The sequence below is a fragment of the Streptomyces filipinensis genome, assembly GCF_014649495.1.
Taxonomy (GTDB): Bacteria; Actinomycetota; Actinomycetes; order Streptomycetales; family Streptomycetaceae; genus Streptomyces; species Streptomyces filipinensis.
On sequence record NZ_BMTD01000001.1, the window covers coordinates 423,072 to 443,369 of the forward strand.

The window sequence follows — 20,298 nt, forward strand, 5'->3', positions numbered from 1 at the left end:
AGGAACGAGCGGACGAGAGCGCTCAGCCTTGCCCAAGGCGCCGGACTTTGGCGTCCGTTGACCGAAACGATATGGATGTATGGGGAAAACCCGCGATGGTTATGCGTGGAACCGGCCTGAATGGACCGGAATCCGCTCAGTTCTCCTTGGAGCGCGCGTAGTGCCGGGAGGCCTTCGCGCGGTTGCCGCACGCGGCCATCGAGCACCAGCGGCGGGTGCCGTTGCGCGACGTGTCGAAGAAGTGCAGGACGCAGCCGCCGCCGGCGCACGAGCGGATCCGCTCCGGCGCCCTGCCGAGCAGGTCCAGATAGTCGCGGGCGGCGAGCCAGGCCGGGCCCCAGGACGGGTCGGCGAACTCCGGCTCCTCGGCGGGACCGTCCTCGGTCAGCCGGGCCCGGATGCGCCCGTGCGCCAGTACGGCGTCCACGAGCGGCGCCGCCTCCCGCGGCGGCCCGTGCACCGCGGCCGCGATCGCCTCGCGGGCCTCGCGCAGATGGCGCAGCACCTCCGCGTCGGCCGGGTGGGTGCCGGCCAGCCCGTTGCTCGCGAGCCACACCGCCAGCCCCCCGGTGCCGTCGAGCAGGTCCTGGGTGACGCCCTCCCGGTTCCACCGGGTGTTGAGCAGGTCGAGGGCGAGGGGCTCACCGGTGAGCGGGCGGGGATCGCGGGCGGCGGACATCGGGCCCTCCTTCTCGGCTAACCAGTAAAGCGTACGTCACCGGTTGACCCGATCGAACCTAACCCTCTACTGTGAAGTACAACGGTTAGATGGATCGCACCGAAGGGAACAGCCATGAGCCCGCGCCTCGCGCACACCGGCCTGAACGTCACCGACCTCGACCGCTCGCTCGCCTTCTACCGGGACGTCCTGGGCTTCGCCCTGCTCGCTGAGGGCAAGGAGGACGGCCGGCGCTACGCGCTCCTCGGGGAGGACGGCGGTCAGCCGCTCGTCACCCTCTGGCAGCAGGCGCGGGGGGCGTACGACCGCGACCGGCCCGGACTGCACCACCTCGCCTTCACGGTCGACTCCGTCGACCGCGTCCAGGCGTACGAGACCGCGCTGCGGGCCGCCGGAGCGGATTTCGCGTACGACGGCGTGGTCGCCCACCGTGAGGGCGCGACCTCGGGCGGGATCTTCTTCCACGACCCGGACGGCATCCGCCTGGAGATCTCCGCCCCGCTCGGCCCCGACGGCGCCCCGGCCCCCCACGCCTCCGCACCGACCTGCGGCTTCTTCTAGCCGTGGGCACCTACCACGCGGGCTCGCTCGCCGTGCAGGAGCTGATGGGTGTACGCGACCGCGCCGACCATGTGGGCCGCTCCCTCGGCCAGGACATCAAGCCGGTCGCGGCGGCCTTCCTGGAGCTCCAGCCCCTGCTGGTCGTGGGCGCGGCGGCCCCGGAGACGGGCCGGGTGTGGGCCTCCGCGCTCACGGGCCGCCCCGGCTTCGTCCGGGCCACGGGCCCGGGACGGATGTCGGTCCTCACCCGCACCGGGCAGGAGGGCGTGCCCGCGGGGGCGCGGGGAGCCGCGCGAGCCACCACCAGCGACCCGCACGCGGGTGGCGGCCTGAAGGACCCCTTGGCGGACGCGCTGACCACCCCCCGCACGCCCATCGGCACCATCGCCCTCGATCCCCGCACCCGCCGCCGTATGCGCCTCAACGGCCGGCTGAGGCCGACACCGGCGGGCTTCACGGTCGAGGCGGACCAGGTCTTCTCCAACTGCCCCAAGTACATCCAGCGCAGGGAGTCGTACGAGATCCTCACCGACCGCACCCCCGGAACTCCCCACCGCATGACCGGACTCACCCCGCGCCAGAGGGAGTTCGTCCGCGCGGCCGACACCTTCTTCCTGGCCACCACGCACCCCGGCGGAGCGGACGTCAGCCACCGCGGCGGCAACCCCGGCTTCGTGCGGATCGCGTCACCGCGCGAACTGACCTGGCCGGACTACCCCGGCAACGCCATGTTCCTCACCCTGGGCAATCTGCGCACCGACCCCCGCGCGGGCCTGCTCTTCCTCGACTGGACCACCGGCACCACCCTCCAGCTGACCGGCGAGGCGCACACCGAGTTCACCGCCGACGGCGCACGCACCGTCCGCTTCACCCTCGCCGAGGCCCGGTGGACCCCGGCCGCCCTGCCCCTGCGCTGGTCCCCGCCGGAATACTCACCGGCCAATCCGGACGGGCCGGGCTAACGTCCAGGAATGCGACAGAACTTGAGGGTGGCGGCCTACGCCGTATGCGTCCGCGACGGACGGATCCTGCTCGCCCGGTCCCCCGGCCTCGACGGGGGTCCTCCCGAATGGGTGCTGCCCGGCGGCGGCATGGAGCACGGTGAGGACCCGTACGACACCGTCCGCCGGGAGGTCACCGAGGAGACCGGCTACCGCATCGAGGTGACCGGTCTCCTCGGCGTGGACTCCCGGCGGCACCTCTTCCCCCGCCGCGGTCTGCGGCGCCCCACCCGCCACCATGCCCTGCGCCTCCTCTACGAGGGCGAGGTCACCGGCGGCGAACTCCGCTACGAGGTCGACGGATCCACCGACTTCGCCGCATGGCAGGACCTTTCGGCCGTACCCGGCCTCACCCGGGTGCGTCTGGTCGACGTCGCGCTGCGGCTCTGGCAGGAGCGGCCCGCGCACGGCCATCTCGCGGCCGGAGCCCGTCCCCTACCCCAGGAGATGAACGAGGAGTAGCCGGCCCTGGGCCGCCCGCGATCCACTCCATGACCGCGTCCCTCCCCGCAGATCCACGTACGGTGATGGGCGCTGCGCGTTGCCGCCGCGTTCACGCACAGGTCATCCCCGGTGCCAAACATCCAGAGCGAGCGGGGCGTTCGCGCCTGCGACGGCCCGCGACCACTGCCGACGCGTTCGCACTCGGGGAGATCGCGCCATGTCGCGCATACGCTCTGTCACCACCTCCGCTCTGGGGGTCAACCGCCGTACCGTCCTCGCCGCCGCCGGAGCGGTCTCGCTCTCCGCGGGCGTCGGCTACGCCCTCCGGCCCACCGACAGCCAGGCCGCCACCGGCGCGCCGGAGACGGGCGCCGGCGCCGAGGCGCCCGTCGCCCACTCCCGGCAGGCCGCCGGGGCGGCCCTCGCCCCGTACACCAAGGGCACCACCCTCGCCTCGGTCGCCGCACCGCGCAACAGCTACGGCTACCGCCGGCTCGGCGACGGCTCCGGCTGGCCGCGGGTGGTGCGCGGCGAGCTGGCCGCGCCCAAGTCCGGCCGGGCGGGCCGCCGTACCACGCTCGCCGCGTTCGTGCAGTTCACCGACCTGCATCTGCAGGACGTCCAGCACCCGCTGCGGCTGGAGTACCTGCGCTCGCACGACGTGCACGCCTGGCGTCCGCAGGAGGCGCTCACCGTGCCCGGTGCCATCTCGCTCGTCGAGCGGGTCAACGCGCTGCACGGCGCCCCCGTCACCGGCGCCCCGCTGCACTTCGTCATGACCACCGGAGACAACACCGACAACAACGCCCACTCCGAGCTGGAGTGGTTCATGAAGGTGATGAGCGGTGGCCGTATCACCCCCAACTCCGGTGACCCCCGGCACTACGAGGGCGTGCAGAACAGCGGTCTGAAGCTGTACTGGCAGCCGGACTCCACCACCCGGGACAACGACAAGGCGCTCGGCTTCCCGCATCTCGGGGGCTTCCTGGCCGCCGCGATCCGCGAGGTGAACAGCCCCGGCCTGAAGCTGCCCTGGTACTCCACCGTCGGCAACCACGACGCCCTCCCGCTCGGCTGCTACGGCTCCCACGGCGACCCCTACCTCGCCGAGGCGGCCATCGCCGGCAAGAAGCTGTTCAGCGTCTCCGACGCCGACGCCAAGAAGCTCCAGGACGCCATCAAGAACGCCACCGACCCCAGGGGCGCCGGCTACCGCGACTTCCTCAAGGCCCACGCCCGCTCCATGCGCTCGGTCACGGCGGACGAGAAGCGCGCCCCGTACACCCAGGCCGACTACCTCAAGGCCCACCTCGACCCGGCGTACCAGGGGCACGGCCCGGTCGGCCACGGCTACTCCTCGGCGAACCTCGACGCGGGCACCCAGTACTACGCCTTCCGTATCTCCGACGACGTCATCGGCATCAGCCTCGACACCACCGACGCCGGCGGCCACTACGAGGGCTCCCTCGGCACCGCCCAGCTGAAGTGGCTGGACAAGACGCTGAAGGACAACAAGGACTCCTACGCCGTCGTCTTCAGCCACCACACCAGCACGTCCATGACCAACACCCGCCCCGACCCGGCCCGCCCGGGGGAGCGCCGCCACAACGGCGCCGAGGTGATCTCCGTCCTGTCCTCCCACGCCAACGTCCTGGCCTGGGTGAACGGGCACATCCACAAGAACGTCATCACCCCCCACCAGGCCTCCGGCGGCCGCTCCTTCTGGGAGATCTCCACCGCCTCGCACATCGACTACCCGCACCTGGCGCGCATCGTCGAGCTGGTCGACAACAAGGACGGCACGATCTCCGTGTTCACCACCCTGATCGAGTCCGCCGCCCCGCACCGCACGGACTTCGGCGACCTCTCCCAGACCGGCCTCGCCGCCCTCTACCGCGAGCTGGCCTACAACGCCCCCGGCGCCAACAAGACCCTCGCGGGCGGCGCGGCCGACCGGAACACGGAGCTGGTGCTGAAGAAGGGCTGAAAGTCACTCAACCGGCGTAAGCCGCGGCAACCTTCGCGCATCCGGCGCAGGTTCTTACTCCCGACCGGAACGAGAATCCCAGGTTGGGGGAAGACATGCGCGTACGCACGACCCTGGTGGGCGCCACCGCCCTGCTCCTCACGGCGGCCCTGGCGGCTCCGGCCGTGGCCGCCACCGGCACCCACCCGCACGGCGGCCACGCCGGCACCCGCAAGGCCGTCGAAGCGGCGGTCGCGGCCGGCGTGCCCGGCGTGACCGCCACCGCGAAGGACGCCCACGGCACCTGGTCCACCACCGCCGGGGTAGGTGACCTGCGCACGGGCGAGCCGCGTTCCACCGCCGACCGCTACCGCGTCGGCAGCATCACCAAGTCCTTCGTCGCCACCGTCCTGCTCCAACTGGAGGCGGAGGGCCGGCTGTCGCTGGACGACACGGTGGACAGGTGGCTGCCGGGAGTGGTCCGCGGGCACGGTCACGACGGCCGCCGCATCACCGTCCGGCAGCTCCTGAACCACACCAGTGGCATCTACAACTACACCGCGGACAAGGACTTCGACCGCATCTACTCCAGCAGGGACGGCTTCCACCGGCACCGCTACGACACGCTCACCCCGCGCCGGCTGGTGGAGATCGCGATGACACACAAGCCGGACTTCACGCCCGGGGAGTCCTGGAACTACTCCAACACCAACTACGTCGTCGCCGGCATGGTGATCGAGAAGGTGACGGGACGCACGTACGCCGCCGAGATCACCCGCCGCATCATCGCCCCCCTGCACCTGAAGGCGACGTCCCTGCCCGGCACGAAGATCACCGTCCCGCAGCCGAGCAGTCGCGCCTATTCGAAATTCAGCGGCCCGAAAGGCCCCACCGACGACGTCACGACCTTCAACCCGTCCCTCGCCGCCTCCGCGGGCGAAATGATCTCGAATTCCGCCGATCTCGACCGCTTCTACAGCGCCCTGCTCGGCGGAAAGCTCCTTCCGGCGCACCAGCTGAAGGAAATGAAGACCACCGTGCGCACCACGATCTCGCCCCGCGTCCGCTACGGCCTCGGTCTCATGGACACCAGGCTGGGCTGCGGCGTTCATGTCTGGGGGCACGGCGGTGGCATCTTCGGCTCCACCAGCGAGGCGGACGTGACGGCGGACGGCCGGCACGCCCTGGCCGTCAATTTCAACGGGGACTGGACCGGGGACACGGCAGCCGCGGTCGAAGGGGAATTCTGTTAGCTACCGTTTCATGCACGACATTGCCCGTTAACCCGTACGTAACGTCCGTACCGCCTCATATCGGCTATCCCGCTACGGACGGGGATGGCTCGATCTTCTCGATCATTTATGCAAGGCGGGTGGTCGCGTGCGGCAGAGGCACGGACTGCGTGTGCTGTCGGTCTACGAGGGTTTCTTCTCCGGAGGAGCCCGGATCGTGCACAGCGACGTCGTACGGGGACTGGCCGAGGGCGGCCAGTCCCACCAGGTACTCAGCATCCACGACGAGGTCCGGCGCGAGGCCACCCGGCAGCGCATGGAGGACGACGCCTGCTACCGGGCGCTGACCGCGGCCGGGATCGGTGTCACCTCGCTCGGCCGCAGCGCCGGCCTGGTGGACGGGGCTCTCGCGGCGAACGTTTTCAGCGGGCCCGAGATGGCCGAAACGGCCCGGGCGATGGCCGCGGCGGAGGTGATCCTCTCCCTGAAGGAGCAGCCGCTGGCCCTGCTGAACCAGGCCGGCCTGCCCCGCCGCCCGGTCGTGGTCTGCCTGCACCGGTCGGACCCGGAGAACCAGGGTCCGGCGCTTCAGGAGCTGAAGGCCGCCATCGCCGACGGCACGGTGGCCGCCTGCGTGTGCTGCGCCGAGTCCACACGGGCCGCCTACGAGGCCGCCGGCATCCCGTCCCGGCTGCTGCACGTCATACCCAACGGCGTCGACCTGCTCCGGTTCCGCCCGGACCCGGCGGCCCGGCAGGCGTTCCGCGCGTCCCTGGGCATCCCGGCCACCGCGCCGGTGGTCGTCTTCGCGGCCCGCTACGCCACGATGAAGAACGTCCCGCTCCTGCTGCGCGCGGCCCGCGCCTGGCTCGCCCGCGAGCCCGAGGGCCACGTCCTGATGTGCGGCGCGGGGATGAACGACGGGAACCCGGCCCTGTGGGCCGACACCGAGGTCGCGTTCGGCGCGGACCGGCGGCTCGCGGAGCGGATCCGTCTGCTCGGCGTGCGCCGCGACATGGAGACCGTCTACGCCGGCGCCGACGTCGTCGCCCTGACCTCCGCCTCCGGGGAGGCGGCGCCGCTGTGCCTGATCGAGGGCATGATGTGCGGCGCCGTCCCCGTGACGACGGACGTGGGCGACAGCGCGGAGATCGTCCGGGGCCACGGTTTCGTGACCCCGCAGGACCCGGAGGCCATCGCCCTGGCCTGGGCGGCGGCGGTCGCCGGCCGCGCCGGCCTCGCCCCGGCCCTGGCCGCGAGCCGCGAGCGCTTCAGCCGTACGCGCATGATCGCGGCGTACGCCGCGCTGCTGGACGGCGTCCACACCGGCGCCTCCCGGCTGCCGACGCTGCCCGGGCCGCTGTAGCGGTCAGGAGGCCCGGGTGAGGGCCGGAAGGTAGCCGAGGGACTGCCCCGGTGCCGTGGGGTGGTACGACTCGGTGATCGCCAGCACGTCGACGCCGCGCAGCCAGGGGCTGGCCGAGCAGATCTCGTGGCCCGCGAAGGCGGCGGTGACGTCGGCGAAGGTGAAGCCGTGGCCGGCGGCGCTCATGGCGATCACCGCGTTGAGGTGGTCCACGGCGTCGTTGACGGCGGCCCGGTCCCGGTCCGCGAGGCCCAGCCTGCAGGTGCCCCTCAGGTGGTACAGGTGCGGGTAGCCCAGCACCACGACGCGGGCGGCGGGCGCCCGTTCCCTGATCGCCGTGTAGAGGCGGTCGAGGTTGTGCGCGAGCGTCCCGTCCATGGCGGTGCGGGCGCCGGAGAGGGCGGACAGGCACCGGGTGTCGCCGCCGAGCGCGCACGTCGTCATGACGGAGCCGAAGCCCGAGTCACTGCCGCCGGCGGTGAGGGTGACCAGGCCCGTGCGCGGGCCGAGGTGACCGAGCTGGTCGGCCAGGACGTCGGTCGTCCGGGCGCCGTTGCAGGCGGCGAACGTGAACGACGACGGCCCGTGGGTCTCGGCCCACAGCACCGGGTACGCCCGGGCGCTGCGCTTGCACTCCTTGCCGGAGGACAGGTAGTCGCCGGCGCCGACACCGGCGGAGTAGGAGTCACCGAGGGCCACATAGCCGGTGGCCACGGGCGCCACCTGGGCCGTCGCGGGGTCGGCGAAGGCGCAGGCGGCCGCCAGGAGGAGGGAGCACGCCCCCGCCGCTGTTCGGGACTGTCTCATGGGAATCCTCCTATCGCGGGCCCGCCCGGTCCCGCCCGCGGTGCTCGTCCGTTCCGGTGAACCGCCACCCGGTCGGCGCAGCAGAAGTGGACGGGCGCCGGCACGCACGAGGAGGGGCCACCGGATGCGGTCCGGTGGCCCCTCCTCTCCCCTCCTGATGCCCTCCCCGGCCGTCACTACCGGGGAAGCACCACGACATAGGCGGCCGGGTCGCGGTCGGCCGACGCCATCAGGGCGGTGCGGACCACCGCCGCCTGCTGTTCCATCCCGTCCCGGAGCTTCCTCGGGGTGATGTACACGACCGTGATCCCCAGGCGTTCCAGGTGTTCGCGTTTGCGGGCGTACTCCGACCACAGCGCGTCGTCGTCCTGCCGGGGCGCGCGGGTGTCCAGCTCCACCGCCACCGCCTGGTCCGGCCAGTAGGCGTCCAGGCCGCCGAGGTGCGGGCCGCCGGGCAGGCGCAGGTCGACGTTCCAGACCGGGTCGGGCAGCCCGTACTCGGCGACCATCCGGTACAGCCGGTCCTCGGCGATGGAGCGGCCCTCCGCCACGAGCGCGTCCACCGCGTCCACCACGTGGGGGCGGTTCAGCAGCTTGGCGTGGGTCAACTCGCGGACCACCGACGCCGGTTCGCAGTGGCCGCGGCGCACCGCCTCGGTCAGCAGCCGCCGTACCGCCTCCGCGTCCGTCAGCTCCGCCACCGCGTCCGCCAGCGCCCGCGGCACGGGCGCCACCGGCAGGCCCGTCACCGCCCGGGCCGTGGGCAGGGAGGGCGTGCGCAGGACGCGGACGAAGCCCGAGGAGCGCAGCCGGCGCAGCCGCGGGACCAGCACGTCGACGTGGTCCAGGGAGACCAGCGGCGGGGTGGCGGAGAAGCCGTAGAGGGTGAGGGCGGCCAGACCCGTGATCATCGCTTCCGCGTAGACCGGGCGGTGCGGCTCCTCCGCCGTCGGCTGGGCCGGGACGCCCGGCGTGGACTCGCGGGCGGCGTACAGCAGGGCCCCGTGCAGACGCTCCTCGCTCGTCGGCGGTCCGGGGTGCAGCAGGATCACGTTCGGCAGCAGCAGCTGCCAGGGGCCGCCGGGGCGGCACTGCTCGTTCAGCTCGGCCGTCGTCACGCCGTGGGCGCGGAGCTGAGCCGTCGTCAGGACGCGGCGGTGGACCTCCGAGAGGTGGCGGAGGGGGCGGGGGGAGACCGGGGTGTTGTGCGTCATGGCGACGGGATTCCCGCCCCCGGTCCCTCCTTTAACCGCTGTTACACGCCCGTCGAGAAATGCGGACAAGCCGGGACTAAAGGTCAGGTGTTCGGGTGCCGAGTAGGGAACGAAAACCCCTGGTCCGATCGGGTGCGGACCAGGGGTTACGGCTACTCTTGCCCGAATTTCGTAACGGTCACCGGCGTGGAAAGCTCAGGCCAAGGCTCAGTGGTCGGCGGCCGTCGCGTCGCACTCCTGTGCGCGCAGCGCCCGCGCCAGGTCGTCCCGTGCCTCCAGCACCAGCCGGCGCAGCGCCGGCGCCGCGTCCCGGTGCGCGTCCAGCCACGCGTCCGTCGCCTCCAGGGTCTCCGGCCGGTCCTGGAGCGCCGGGAACAGGCCCCGTACGACGTCCATGCCGATCTGGATCGACCGCTCCCGCCACACCCGCTCGATCGCCGCGAAGTACTTCCGCGCGTACGGCGCCGTCAGCTCCCGCTGCGAGGGCTGGTCGAAGCCCGCGATCGTCGCCTCCACCAGGGCGTTGGAGAGGGCGTCGGACTCCACCACCTGCGCCCACGCCTGCGCCTTGACGGCCGCCGAGGGCCGGGCCGCCAGGCAGCGGACCTGGTGCCGCTTGCCGGACGCCGTGTCGTCCCGGGCCAGTTCGGCCGCCAGCACCGACTCGTCCGCCACCCCGTGCGCGGCCAGCGGCTCCAGGAACGCCCAGCGCAGCTCCTGGTCCACCTCCAGGCCGTCGATCGCCGACGTGCCGTCCAGCAGGTCCCGCAGCAGCGTCAGGTCCGGCTCACCGGAGGCCACGGCCGCGAAGAACCGGGCCCAGGCCAGCTGGTGCTCGCTGCCCGGCTCGGCCTCCCGCAGCTCCCGCAGCGCGCCCTCGGCCAGCAGCTCGCCGCCCGTCTCCCGCCACTCGGGTGCCGCGTAGTGCACCAGCGCCGAGTTCGCCCACGTGTGCAGCATCTGCAGCACACCGATGTCCGACTCGCGGCCCGCGAACCGCAGCACCAGAGCGACGAAGTCCCGGGCCGGCAGCAGCGCGTCCCGGGTCAGGTTCCACAGCGCCGACCAGCACAGGGCACGGGCCAGCGGGTCGGTCAGGGCGCCCAGGTGCTGCGTGAGCGTGGCCAGCGAGGTGCTGTCGAAGCGGATCTTGCAGTAGGTCAGGTCGTCGTCGTTGACCAGGACCAGCTCCGGGGCCTCGGCGCCCGCCAGCTCCGCGACGACCGTGCGCGGGCCCTCCACATCCGTCTCCACGCGCGCGTACCGCTCCAGCGCGCCCTCGGGCGTACGCCGGTACAGGCCCACCGCGACGCGGTGCGGGCGCTCCTCGGGGTGCGACTCCGGAGCCTCCTGCACCACCGCCAGCTCGGCGATCCGGCCGCCCTCGGTGTCCAGCAGCACCTGCGGCGTCAGGGCGTTCACCCCGGCCGTCTGCAGCCAGGACCGGGCCCACGCGCTCATGTCCCGCCCGCTGGTCTCGCCCAGCACCGACAGCAGGTCGCCGAGGCGCGTGTTGCCGTACGCGTGGCGCTTGAAGTAGCGGCGGGCGCCCTCCAGGAACGCGTCCTGGCCCACGTAGGCCACCAGCTGCTTGAGCACCGAGGCGCCCTTGGCGTAGGTGATGCCGTCGAAGTTCAGCTTGGCGTCCTCCAGGTCACGGATGTCCGCCGTGACCGGATGCGTCGAGGGCAGCTGGTCCGCGCGGTACGCCCAGGCCTTGCGGCGGTTGGCGAAGGTGATCCACGCGTCCTTGAAGCGGGTCGCGCCGACGTTCGCGAAGGTGCCCATGAAGTCCGCGAAGGACTCCTTCAGCCACAGGTCGTCCCACCACTCCATGGTGACCAGGTCGCCGAACCACATGTGCGCCATCTCGTGCAGGACGACGTTGGCCCGCGCCTCGTACGACGCCTGTGTCACCTTCCCGCGGAAGATGTACTCCTCCCGGAAGGTCACGAGGCCCGGGTTCTCCATCGCGCCCAGGTTGTACTCGGGCACGAACGCCTGGTCGTACTTCCCGAACGGGTACGGGTAGTCGAAGTGGTCGTGGAAGAAGTCCAGGCCCTGTTTGGTGACCAGGAAGACGTCGTCGGCGTCGAAGTGCGGGGCGAGTCCCTTGCGGCACATCGCGCCGAGCGGGATCTCCAGCTTCGTGCCGTCCTCGAACGTGCGGGTGTAGGAGTCGGTGACGTGGTGGTACGGGCCCGCCACCACACACGTGATGTACGTCGAGATCGGCTTGGTCTCCGCGAACCGCCAGACCCCGTCGGCCAGTTCACCCGCCCCGTTGCTCCACACCGTCCACCCCTCGGGCGCCCGCACCTCGAAGCGGTACGGCGCCTTCAGGTCCGGCTGCTCGAAGTTCGCGAAGACCCGGCGGGAGTCGGCCGGCTCGTACTGCGTGTAGAGGTAGACCTCGCCGTCCTCGGGGTCCACGAAGCGGTGCATGCCCTCGCCGGTGCGTGAGTAGGCGCACCGGGCGTCCACCACCAGCTCGTTCTCCCCGGCCAGGTCCTCCAACAGGATCCGCGAGCCGTCGAAGACCTGGCCCGGGTCCAGGTCGCGGCCGTTGAGCGAGACCGAGGTGACGCCCGGCGCGATCAGATCGGCGAAGCTGGACGCGCCCGGCTCGTTGCAGCGGAAGCGGATCGTGGTCACCGAGCGGAACGTGCGCGGCTCGCCGTCCCCGTCGCCGACGGCGGACCTGAGGTCCAGGGACACGTCGTACCCGTCGACGGACAGCAGGGCGGCCCGCTCCCGGGCCTCGTCGCGGGACAGATTCTCACCGGGCACGGGCGGCGCTCCCTCGTGGTCGCACGGATGACGGCTGAACAGGACCGATCCTGCCACGTGCCCCTGACAGGGGTCAGCAGGGAATGGCCGGGCGGCCAAGGGCGTTTCCCGGGAAAAGAGTTCCCCTTGAGGAGAGACATGTCTCAGAAGACCCCCGTCGACTTCTGGTTCGACCCGCTGTGCCCGTGGGCCTGGATGACCTCCCGCTGGGTGCTGGAGGTGGAGAAGGTCCGGGACATCGAGGTCCGCTGGCACATCATGAGCCTCGCCGTCCTCAACGAGAACCGCCTGGACGAGCTGCCGGAGGAGTACCGGGAGATGCTCGCCACCAAGGCCTGGCAGCCGGTGCGCGTGGTCACCGCCGCCTGGCAGAAGCACGGCGCCGACGTCCTCGGCCCGCTCTACACCGCGCTCGGCACCCGCATCCACAACAACGGCGAGGGCCCGACCCTGGAGGCCCTCGCCGGCGCCCTCGCCGACGTCGGCCTGCCCGCCGACCTGATCGAGTACGCCGAGCAGACGGACTTCGAGTTCGACGCCGAGCTGCGCGCCTCCCACAAGGAGGGCATCGAGAAGGTCGGCCAGGACGTCGGCACCCCGGTCATCGCGGTCCCGGGCCCCGACGGCGAGCAGATCGCCTTCTTCGGCCCCGTCGTCACCCCCGCCCCGAAGGGCGAGGAGGCGGCCCGCCTGTGGGACGGCACCCTCGCCGTGGCCTCGGTGCCGGGCTTCTACGAGATCAAGCGCACCCGCACCCAGGGCCCCGACTTCAGCAACCTGTAGGTCCACGCCCCACCGGCCGCCGCCGCCCGCACCCGCGGCATGGGAAGACCCCTGCGAGTCACGTCCTCGCAGGGGTCTTCCGTTCATCCGCCCGCCGACGTGAAAGGTGAGAAGACGATCACGAGGCGGGACGTCCCGGGGGAGACCGGCCGATCAGGGGGCCAGCAGCAGCGCGTCGGCACGGGACCTGGCGGCCTCGTGCCGGCGGGCCACGTCCTGCCAGTCGACGACCTGCCACATGGCCTCGATGAAGTCGACCTTCTGGTTGCGGTACTGGAGGTAGAAGGCGTGCTCCCAGGCGTCGAAGACCAGGAGGGGCGTGGCGCCCTGGCCGACGTTGCCCTGGTGGTCGTAGACCTGCTCCACGATCAGCCGGCCGCTGAGCGGTTCGTACGCCAGAACGCCCCAGCCGGAGCCCTGGGTGGTGGCCGCGGCCTTGGACAGCTGGGTCTTGAAGGCGGCGAAGGAGCCGAAGGACTCGGTGATCGCGTCCGCCAGCCCGCCCACGCCGTCGGCCGCGAGCGGCTCGCCACCGCCGTCCTTCGGGCCGGTCATGTTCTGCCAGTAGATGCTGTGCAGGATGTGACCGGAGAGGTGGAAGGCCAGGTTCTTCTCCAGGCCGTTGATCGAGCCCCACGACTCCGCCTCGCGCGCCTCGGCGAGCTGTTCCAGCGTGTCGTTGGCGCCCTTCACATAGGCCGCGTGGTGCTTGTCGTGGTGCAGCTCGATGATCTCCGGGCTGATCACGGGGGCCAGCGCGGAGTAGTCGTAGGGCAGGTCGGGCAGCGTGTAGACGGGCATGGGTGATCCCCTCCGGAACCTTATTGCAAGTTACTTGCAACTACACGCTAGCAACAAGAGTGGCCGGGCAACACAAAGGCCCCCACGTGTCGCACGTGGGGGCCTTGTCCGGTGCGGGGCTCAGCGCCGGGCGCGGGCCCGCTGCCACACGTAGCCGACGGCCGCGAGCAGCAAGGTCATGACGCCGGTGGAGTAGAGCTGGAGCCGGGTGTCCTGCTCCCGGGCCATCAGGACGAAGATCGCGGCCATGCCGGCCAGCGCGACCCAGGTCAGCCACGGGAAGGCCCACATCCGCACGACCAGCTTCTCGGGGGTCTCGCGCTCGATGCGGCGGCGCAGCAGCAGCTGGGAGACCGCGATGAAGATCCAGACGACCAGGATGACCGCGCCGATCATGTTCAGCAGCCACTTGAAGGCGCCGTTCGGGCTCCAGTAGCTGAGCAGGACGCAGACGAACCCGAGGACACAGGAGACGAGGACCGCGATCCGCGGGACCCCGCCGGACAGCTTCGCCAGCGCCTTCGGGCCCAGGCCGCGCTCGACCAGCGAGAAGGCGATGCGCGAGGAGCCGTAGATGTTGGCGTTCATCGCGGAGAGCAGGGCGACCAGGACGACCACGTTCATCAGCTGACCGGCGCCGGGGATGCCGAGGTGGTCGAGCGTGGCGACGTACGGGCCCTTCTCGACGACCTCCTTGGAGTCCCACGGGACCAGGGTGACGACGACCGCCATGGAGCCGATGTAGAACAGGGCGATGCGCCACATCGCCGTACGCACCGCGGAGGCCACGCCCTTGACCGGGTTCTCCGACTCGGCCGCGGCGATGGTGACCGTCTCCATGCCGCCGTAGGAGAAGACGGACGCGAGCAGGCCGATGATCAGGCCATCGCTGCCGTGCGGGAGGAAGTGGGCGAGGTGTGAGGCGCCGGGGGAGTCGGTGCCGGGCAGCACGCCCGCGATGGCCAGCACGCCGAGGATCAGGAAGAGGCTGATCGCGCCGACCTTCAGCGCGGCGAACCAGAACTCGAACTCACCGAAGTTCTTCACGGCGGCCAGGTTCGCGCCGCAGAACACCACCATGAACAGCGCGACCCACATCCACTGCGGGGTGCCCGGCACCCAGCCCTGGACGATCTTCGCGGCGCCGATGCCCTCCAGCCCGACGGCCGTGCACAGCAGCACCCAGAAGGACCAGCCCGCCGCGAAGCCCGCCCAGGGCCCGATCGCCCGCTCGGCATGCGCCGAGAAGGAACCGGACGACGGGTACGCGGCGGACATCTCGCCGAGCATCCGCATCACCAGCATCACCAGCAGGCCGGAGACCGTGTAGGCGATCACGATCGAGGGGCCGGCGGCGGCGATGCCCGCGCCGGAGCCGACGAACAGGCCGGCGCCGATGACACCGCCGAGGGCGATCATCGACAGATGGCGCTGCTTGAGGCCGTGGGAGAGGGAGGCGCCGTCCTGTTGCTGCGGCGGTGAATCGGTGGTCGGGCTGCTGCTGGGCATTGGGCGCGGCTCTCCCCGTGCAATGGGCGGGCAAAAACCCCGCCAGTCTGGGCGGCCCGTCCGCTCAGGCGGAGGGGCCGCCCAGTATCCGGACACCTGCCCTACGCAGGGTGAACCGGCGGTTACGCGGCCGCGGGCACGGGGGTGTAGTGCGAGGCGTCACCCTCGATCGAATAGCTCTCCTTGCCCTCGATGCCGACCGGGACGTCACCGGCGACGGTCACCCGGTGCAGCCGGCGCGGCTGTCCGTCGTAGTTGTCGATGGCGTAGTGCTGGGTGATCCGGTTGTCGAAGAGCACCAGCTCGTTGACCGCCCAGCGGTGGCGCAGGATGTTCTCCGGGCGGGTGACGTACGCCTGCAGCAGGTCGAGGATCTTGCGGGACTCGCCGGCCGACAGGCCCACGATCCGCTGCGCGAACCCGCCGACGAACAGCCCGCGCTCGCCGGTCAGCGGGTGCACGCGGACCACCGGGTGGGCGGTGCGGTACGTGATGGACGTGAACTGGGCGCGCTGGGCGGCCTTCTCCTCGTCGATCTCCTCCTCCGGTACGGCGTAGTCGTAGTCGTTGGTGTGCTCCGCCCACAGGGTGTCGGCGAGGCGGCGCAGCGGCTCGGGCAGGTCCCGGTAGGCGGCGGCCGCGTTGGCGATCAGGGTCTCGCCGCCGTACGGCGGGACGGTGATCGAGCGCAGGGTGCTGGCCTGCGGCGGGTTGAGGACGAAGGTGACGTCGGTGTGCCAGTGGTTGGCCCGGCCCCGCTCGCTGTCCACCGGCAGCACGTTCGGGGCGCCGTCGACCGCGCCGACCGTCGGGTGGGCGGTGGTCAGGTCGCCGAAGTGGCGGGCGAAGGCCTGCTGCCCGGCGTCGTCGAGTTCTCCGGCGGCACCCGTGTCGAAGACGAGTGCCTTGTGGACGTTCAGCGCCTCGCGGATCGCGGTGACCTCCTCCGGGGCGAGCGGGCGGGTGATGTCGACGCCGCTGACGCGGGCGCCGATGCGTGCGGTGACCTTGGTGATCTCCAGGGACATGAACCGGTCCTTTCAGACGAGGGCGGGAGCGGGGGTGGGGTACGGATGGGCGGGGCGGGGGAGGCCGTAGCGCTCCCGGAGGGTCTGGCGGGGGTCGTCGTACTCCGTGCGGAACAGGCCGCGGGCGCGCAGCAGCGGTACGACGTGCTCGACGAAGGCGTCCAGGCCGGAGGGCAGTACGGCCGGCATGATGTTGAAGCCGTCGGCGGCGCCCTGCGTGAACCAGGTCTCGATCTGGCCGGCGACCTGCTCGGGCGTCCCGGTGAAGGTGAGGTGACCGCGTCCGCCGCCGAGCCGCGCGATCAGCTGCCGGACGGTGAGCCGCTCGCGCCGGGCCAGCTCCACGACGAGGGTGTAGCGGCTCTTGGCGCCCTCGATGGCGGACTCCGGCGGCAGCTCGGAGGGGAGCCGCTCGTCCAGCTTCAGCGTGCCCGCGGGAAGCGTCAGCAGGCTCTCCAGCCGGCCCACCCCGTGCTCGTACACGATGTGGTCCTCCAGCAGCTGCTCCGCCGCCCGCGCCTCCGCCTGCGTCGACCCGAGGACGGGCACGATCCCGGGCAGCACCTTGATGTGCCCGGGGTCGCGTCCGGCCCGCCCGGTACGCGACTTGAGGTCGGCGTAGAAGGCCTGGGCGTCGGCGAGGGTCCGCTGGGCGGTGAAGACCGCCTCGGCGTACCGGGCCGCGAACGCCTTGCCGTCCTCGCTCGACCCCGCCTGCACCAGCAGCGGGTAGCCCTGCGGGGAGCGCGGGACGTTGAGGGCGCCGGCGACGCTGAAGTACGTGCCCTGGTGCCGGGCCGGATGGATCCTGCTGTCGTCGCCCCAGACCCCGGCCGCCTTGTCGGCGACGATCGTGTCGTCCTCCCAGCTGTCCCACAGCTTGCGCGCCACGTCGAGGAACTCGGCGGCACGGGCGTACCGCTCGGCGTGCGCGGGCTCCTCGGCGAGCCCGAAGTTGCGGGCCGCCTCGGCGCCGGCGGTGGTGACGATGTTCCAGCCGGCCCGGCCGCCGCTGATGATGTCCAGCGAGGCCAGCTTGCGGGCCAGGTTGTAGGGGGAGTTGTAGGAGGTGGACGCGGTGGCGATCAGTCCGATGTGCTCGGTGGCCGTCGCCAGCGCGGTCAGCAGGGTGAGCGGTTCCAGGGCACCCGCCGGGCGCTGCGCGAGGTTGCTCCACAGCTGCGGTCCGTCGGCGAGGAAGAGCGAGTCGAAGGTGCCGCGTTCGGCGATCCGCGCGAGCCGCACGTAGTGCCGCAGATCGACGTGCGCGTACGGGTCGCTCTCCGGAAGCCGCCACGACGCCTCGTGGTGCCCGGTGTTCATGAGGAAGGCGTTCAGATGGAGCCTTCGCGGTGTCTTACCCCGTGTCACTGGTGGTCCTCCGTGACGCCCAGCGCGGCCAGCAGCCGCTCGCGGTACTCGCCCAGGACCGGCTCGCGGTAGGAGCGCGGGTGGGGGTGGTCGATGGTCAGGTCGAGGCCGATGCGGCCCCGGTCCAGGACGAGGACCCGGTCGGCGAGCACGATCGCCTCGTCCACGTCGTGGGTGACCAGCAGCACGGACGGCCGGTGGCGCTGCCACAGGCCGCGCAGCAGGTTGTGCATCTTGATCCGGGTCAGCGCGTCCAGCGCGCCGAACGGCTCGTCCGCCAGCAGCAGTTCCGGTTCGCGGACCAGGGAGCGGGCCAGCGCGGCCCGCTGGGCCTCGCCGCCGGACAGCTCGCCGGGCCAGGCCCGCTCGCGGCCCTTCAGACCGACCTCTTCCAGCGCGGCCCGGCCGCGCTGCTCGGCGTCCCCGCCGTCCGTGCCCAGCAGGACGTTGTCCAGCACCCGGCGCCAGGGCAGCAGCCGGGAGTCCTGGAAGACCACCGAGACCCGCTCGGGCGCGCTGAGCCGCCCGCTGCCGGCCACTCCGTGGTCCAGGCCCGCGACGGCCCGCAGCAGGGTGGACTTGCCCGAGCCGCTGTGCCCGAGCAGGGCCGTGAACTGGCCGGCGGGCAGGTCGAGGTCGATGCCGTCGAGGACCGTACGGCCGTCGAACGACCGGGTCAGGTCCCGCAGCCGGACGGCCGGCCGGGTCAGCTGCTCAGTGTGCGGCGCCACGACAGCACCCTCCGTTCGATCAGACGGACCACGCTGTCGGAGACCAGGCCGAAGACGCCGTAGATCAGCAGGCCTACCAGGATCACGTCGGTCTGGCCGTAGTTCTGCGCCTGGAACATCAGGTAGCCGAGACCGCTGGTGGCGTTGATCTGCTCCAGCACCACCAGGCCCAGCCAGGAGCCGGTCACACCGAGCCGGAGTCCCACGAAGAATCCGGGCAGCGCGCCGGGGATCACCACCTGGCGGACGAAGGCGAGCCGGGACAGGCCCTGCACCTCGGCGAGTTCGACGTACCGGCTGTCGATGCCGGACAGCGCGGCGTGTGTGTTCAGGTAGATCGGGACGTAGACGACGATCGCGATGATGGCGACCTTGAAGGTCTCCCCGATGCCCAGCCAGAGGATGAACAGCGGGATCAGACCGAGGGTCGGTACCGCCCGGTTGAGCTGCACGGTCCCGTCGATCAGCGCCTCACCGGTGCGGCTGAGCCCGGAGGCGAGCGCCAGCAGGACCCCCGCGGTCAGGCCGATCGCGAAGCCGTACCCGGCCCGCTTCAGCGAGGTCAGGACGTCGGTGGACAGCGTGCCGTCGGTCCACAGGTGACCGCCGGTCCGCAGCACCGTCCAGGGCGCGGGGATGGCGGCCGGGTCGAGGGACCCGGCGGCGGAGGCGGCGGCCCACAGCGCGAGGAACGCCAGGGGGCCGATCAGCCGGGCGGCGGGCAGCCGGCGGCCGGGGGAGAGGCGGCGGCGCCGGCGGACCTGGGGCGGCTCCCCGGCCGCCGTCGCCGGCACGGCGGTCGACGTGGTCACGGCGGTCATTTCCGGTACTCCTGCGGTACGGCCTTGGCGGCGATCGACTCGAAGCGGTGGTCGAAGAGCGAGGAGACGTCGAACTTCTTCACGAACCCGCCCTCGGCGAGCAGATCCGCGGTCTCCTGCTCCCACTTGATCGCCTCGTCCCAAACGGGAGGGAAGAGAGGCTTGTTGGCGAGCTTCGTGATGCCCTGCGCCTGCGCGAGGGTCAGGTTCTGCGTCTTGACGTAGAACTCCTCGTCCCACACGTCCGGGTGCTCGTACGCCCACACCTGGCCCCGCGCCCACTGCGGGATGTAGGCGGCGACCGCGGCGGCCTTCGCCGGGTCGCTGAGCACCGACTGCGGTGCCCACAGCGGGTTGAGCAGGTCCACGACGTCGGTGTCGATGGCGCGGGCGCCCTTCGCCTCGTACTGCTTGAGATAGGCGGGCGCCTGGCTGATGGCGAGCGGGGCCACGTCGACCTGCCCGGACTGCAGGGCGGTGAAGAACTGGTTGCTGGTCAGCGGGACCAGCTTCACCTGGTCGTAGCTCAGGCCCGCCTTCTTCAGCGCCCGCAGCAGGACGACGCCCTGCGCCTGCCCCTGCGAGAAGGCCAGCCGCCCGCCCTTGAAGTCGTCGACGGTGCGGATGTCGCTGCCGGGCTTGGTGGCGAAGAGGTAGTTGGGCTTGCGGGTGATGTCGATCGCCACGATCTTCGCGTCGAAGCCCTGGTAGTGCGCCTGGATCGGCGGGATGCCCGCGTTGTTGGCGAGGTCCAGGGACTTGGCGCGGAAGGCGTTGATGACGTCCGGGCCGGCTCCGATGTTCAGCCAGTCGGACACCGTGAAGGGCAGCTTGGGCAGCTTCGCCAGCCGGAACTGCAGCTGCTGCTGGCCCAGGTAGGAGGCGATCTTCAGGCTGGTGCCGGCCGGGACCTCGTCGGCGAGCGGCTTGGTCGCGGCCCCGCTGGTGTCGGCGGAGGCGTCACCCTTGGCGCAGCCGCTGAGGCCCACGGCGGCGGACGCGCCCAGCAGGGAGGTGAGAAAGACACGACGGTGCATGGGAGGACTCCCGGGACAAAAAGAGGGGAAAGGCAGGAAGAATTCCGGGAAGAAGAGCCGGAGGAAAGAGAACTCACACAGCGGGAAACACGCGCTTCATGCGCGGCAATGTGTCAGCAACAGACGGTGCGACAGCTGATGAGGAGGCTCATGACCA

At 71.6% G+C, this 20,298-nt stretch carries 18 protein-coding genes; 7 read left to right on the forward strand and 11 right to left on the reverse strand.

All coding sequences use genetic code 11. The features are described from left to right. Window positions 1-136: 136 nt before the first annotated feature. On the reverse strand, window positions 137-679 hold the full coding sequence (locus IE244_RS01860; RefSeq protein WP_191870841.1) for a CGNR zinc finger domain-containing protein: 543 nt from the start codon (window positions 677-679) through the stop codon (window positions 137-139). A gap of 114 nt (window positions 680-793) precedes the next feature. On the opposite strand from IE244_RS01860, the gene IE244_RS01865 reads away from it, so the two are divergent. From IE244_RS01865 to IE244_RS01890, 6 genes are all read left to right on the forward strand, one after another. Further along, entirely contained in the window at window positions 794-1,240 is a 447-nt protein-coding gene (locus tag IE244_RS01865) for a VOC family protein (protein ID WP_191870842.1), read from the forward strand. Between the two features lie 2 nt (window positions 1,241-1,242). Then, window positions 1,243-2,202, forward strand: coding sequence for a pyridoxamine 5'-phosphate oxidase family protein (locus IE244_RS01870; RefSeq protein WP_191870843.1), 960 nt, complete (start codon window positions 1,243-1,245; stop codon window positions 2,200-2,202). A 9-nt stretch (window positions 2,203-2,211) separates the two neighbouring features. Then, complete coding sequence (locus tag IE244_RS01875; protein WP_229853913.1) at window positions 2,212-2,703, forward strand: NUDIX hydrolase; 492 nt, start codon at window positions 2,212-2,214, stop codon at window positions 2,701-2,703. A 199-nt stretch (window positions 2,704-2,902) separates the two neighbouring features. Continuing rightward, window positions 2,903-4,672: a TIGR03767 family metallophosphoesterase gene (locus tag IE244_RS01880; protein WP_191870844.1), complete on the forward strand. Its 1,770-nt coding sequence runs from the start codon at window positions 2,903-2,905 to the stop codon at window positions 4,670-4,672. Window positions 4,673-4,767: 95 nt separating this feature from the next. Continuing rightward, window positions 4,768-5,904 carry a serine hydrolase domain-containing protein gene (locus tag IE244_RS01885; protein WP_191870845.1) on the forward strand — a complete coding sequence of 379 codons (1,137 nt, stop codon included), beginning with the start codon at window positions 4,768-4,770 and terminating at the stop codon, window positions 5,902-5,904. A 151-nt stretch (window positions 5,905-6,055) separates the two neighbouring features. Then, window positions 6,056-7,249, forward strand: coding sequence for a glycosyltransferase (locus IE244_RS01890; protein ID WP_191871390.1), 1,194 nt, complete (start codon window positions 6,056-6,058; stop codon window positions 7,247-7,249). 3 nt (window positions 7,250-7,252) lie between these two features. On the opposite strand, the gene IE244_RS01895 is transcribed toward IE244_RS01890, so the two are convergent. The 3 genes from IE244_RS01895 to pepN form a co-directional block, all read right to left on the reverse strand. Beyond that, window positions 7,253-8,056, reverse strand: coding sequence for an SGNH/GDSL hydrolase family protein (locus IE244_RS01895; RefSeq protein ID WP_191870846.1), 804 nt, complete (start codon window positions 8,054-8,056; stop codon window positions 7,253-7,255). A gap of 176 nt (window positions 8,057-8,232) precedes the next feature. Continuing rightward, window positions 8,233-9,270, reverse strand: a complete 1,038-nt coding sequence (locus tag IE244_RS01900) for a hypothetical protein (protein WP_191870847.1) — start codon at window positions 9,268-9,270, stop codon at window positions 8,233-8,235. Between the two features lie 207 nt (window positions 9,271-9,477). Then, complete coding sequence (gene pepN / locus IE244_RS01905) at window positions 9,478-12,060, reverse strand: aminopeptidase N (RefSeq protein WP_191870848.1); 2,583 nt, start codon at window positions 12,058-12,060, stop codon at window positions 9,478-9,480. Window positions 12,061-12,198: 138 nt separating this feature from the next. Between pepN and IE244_RS01910 the strand changes: the two genes are divergently transcribed. Then, window positions 12,199-12,843: a mycothiol-dependent nitroreductase Rv2466c family protein gene (locus IE244_RS01910; protein ID WP_191870849.1), complete on the forward strand. Its 645-nt coding sequence runs from the start codon at window positions 12,199-12,201 to the stop codon at window positions 12,841-12,843. Window positions 12,844-12,996: 153 nt separating this feature from the next. Here IE244_RS01910 and IE244_RS01915 read toward each other — a convergent pair whose 3' ends face one another. From IE244_RS01915 to IE244_RS01945, 7 genes are all read right to left on the reverse strand, one after another. Beyond that, the gene (locus IE244_RS01915; protein ID WP_191870850.1) at window positions 12,997-13,644 is read right to left on the reverse strand and encodes a superoxide dismutase; all 648 of its coding nucleotides are present in this window, start codon (window positions 13,642-13,644) and stop codon (window positions 12,997-12,999) included. A 120-nt stretch (window positions 13,645-13,764) separates the two neighbouring features. Beyond that, window positions 13,765-15,153, reverse strand: a complete 1,389-nt coding sequence (locus tag IE244_RS01920; RefSeq protein ID WP_191870851.1) for an amino acid permease — start codon at window positions 15,151-15,153, stop codon at window positions 13,765-13,767. Window positions 15,154-15,275: 122 nt separating this feature from the next. Beyond that, window positions 15,276-16,181 carry a TauD/TfdA dioxygenase family protein gene (locus tag IE244_RS01925; protein ID WP_191870852.1) on the reverse strand — a complete coding sequence of 302 codons (906 nt, stop codon included), beginning with the start codon at window positions 16,179-16,181 and terminating at the stop codon, window positions 15,276-15,278. Window positions 16,182-16,193: 12 nt separating this feature from the next. Then, a complete protein-coding gene (locus IE244_RS01930; protein ID WP_373305698.1) occupies window positions 16,194-17,552 on the reverse strand; it encodes an LLM class flavin-dependent oxidoreductase in 1,359 nt (452 codons plus the stop codon). Continuing rightward, the gene (locus IE244_RS01935) at window positions 17,549-18,283 is read right to left on the reverse strand and encodes an ABC transporter ATP-binding protein (protein WP_191870854.1); all 735 of its coding nucleotides are present in this window, start codon (window positions 18,281-18,283) and stop codon (window positions 17,549-17,551) included. The genes IE244_RS01930 and IE244_RS01935 overlap by 4 nt, the downstream gene beginning before the upstream one ends. Beyond that, window positions 18,259-19,104 (reverse strand): ABC transporter permease, encoded by an 846-nt coding sequence (locus IE244_RS01940; RefSeq protein WP_191870855.1) that lies wholly within the window; start codon window positions 19,102-19,104, stop codon window positions 18,259-18,261. Before IE244_RS01940 ends, IE244_RS01935 begins: the two co-directional genes overlap by 25 nt. Then, window positions 19,101-20,141: an ABC transporter substrate-binding protein gene (locus IE244_RS01945; protein WP_191870856.1), complete on the reverse strand. Its 1,041-nt coding sequence runs from the start codon at window positions 20,139-20,141 to the stop codon at window positions 19,101-19,103. The genes IE244_RS01940 and IE244_RS01945 overlap by 4 nt, the downstream gene beginning before the upstream one ends. Between the last annotated feature and the right edge of the window lie 157 nt (window positions 20,142-20,298).

Coding starts and splice junctions, on each gene's coding strand:
- IE244_RS01925 (WP_191870852.1), bottom strand. CDS start 16,181: ATGTCCCTGGAGATCACCAAGGTCACCGCACGCATCGGCGCCCGCGTC.
- IE244_RS01885 (WP_191870845.1), top strand. CDS start 4,768: ATGCGCGTACGCACGACCCTGGTGGGCGCCACCGCCCTGCTCCTCACG.
- IE244_RS01900 (WP_191870847.1), bottom strand. CDS start 9,270: ATGACGCACAACACCCCGGTCTCCCCCCGCCCCCTCCGCCACCTCTCG.
- IE244_RS01945 (WP_191870856.1), bottom strand. CDS start 20,141: ATGCACCGTCGTGTCTTTCTCACCTCCCTGCTGGGCGCGTCCGCCGCC.
- IE244_RS01865 (WP_191870842.1), top strand. CDS start 794: ATGAGCCCGCGCCTCGCGCACACCGGCCTGAACGTCACCGACCTCGAC.
- IE244_RS01910 (WP_191870849.1), top strand. CDS start 12,199: ATGTCTCAGAAGACCCCCGTCGACTTCTGGTTCGACCCGCTGTGCCCG.
- IE244_RS01875 (WP_229853913.1), top strand. CDS start 2,212: ATGCGACAGAACTTGAGGGTGGCGGCCTACGCCGTATGCGTCCGCGAC.
- IE244_RS01920 (WP_191870851.1), bottom strand. CDS start 15,153: ATGCCCAGCAGCAGCCCGACCACCGATTCACCGCCGCAGCAACAGGAC.
- IE244_RS01895 (WP_191870846.1), bottom strand. CDS start 8,056: ATGAGACAGTCCCGAACAGCGGCGGGGGCGTGCTCCCTCCTCCTGGCG.
- IE244_RS01860 (WP_191870841.1), bottom strand. CDS start 679: ATGTCCGCCGCCCGCGATCCCCGCCCGCTCACCGGTGAGCCCCTCGCC.
- IE244_RS01940 (WP_191870855.1), bottom strand. CDS start 19,104: ATGACCGCCGTGACCACGTCGACCGCCGTGCCGGCGACGGCGGCCGGG.
- IE244_RS01880 (WP_191870844.1), top strand. CDS start 2,903: ATGTCGCGCATACGCTCTGTCACCACCTCCGCTCTGGGGGTCAACCGC.
- IE244_RS01915 (WP_191870850.1), bottom strand. CDS start 13,644: ATGCCCGTCTACACGCTGCCCGACCTGCCCTACGACTACTCCGCGCTG.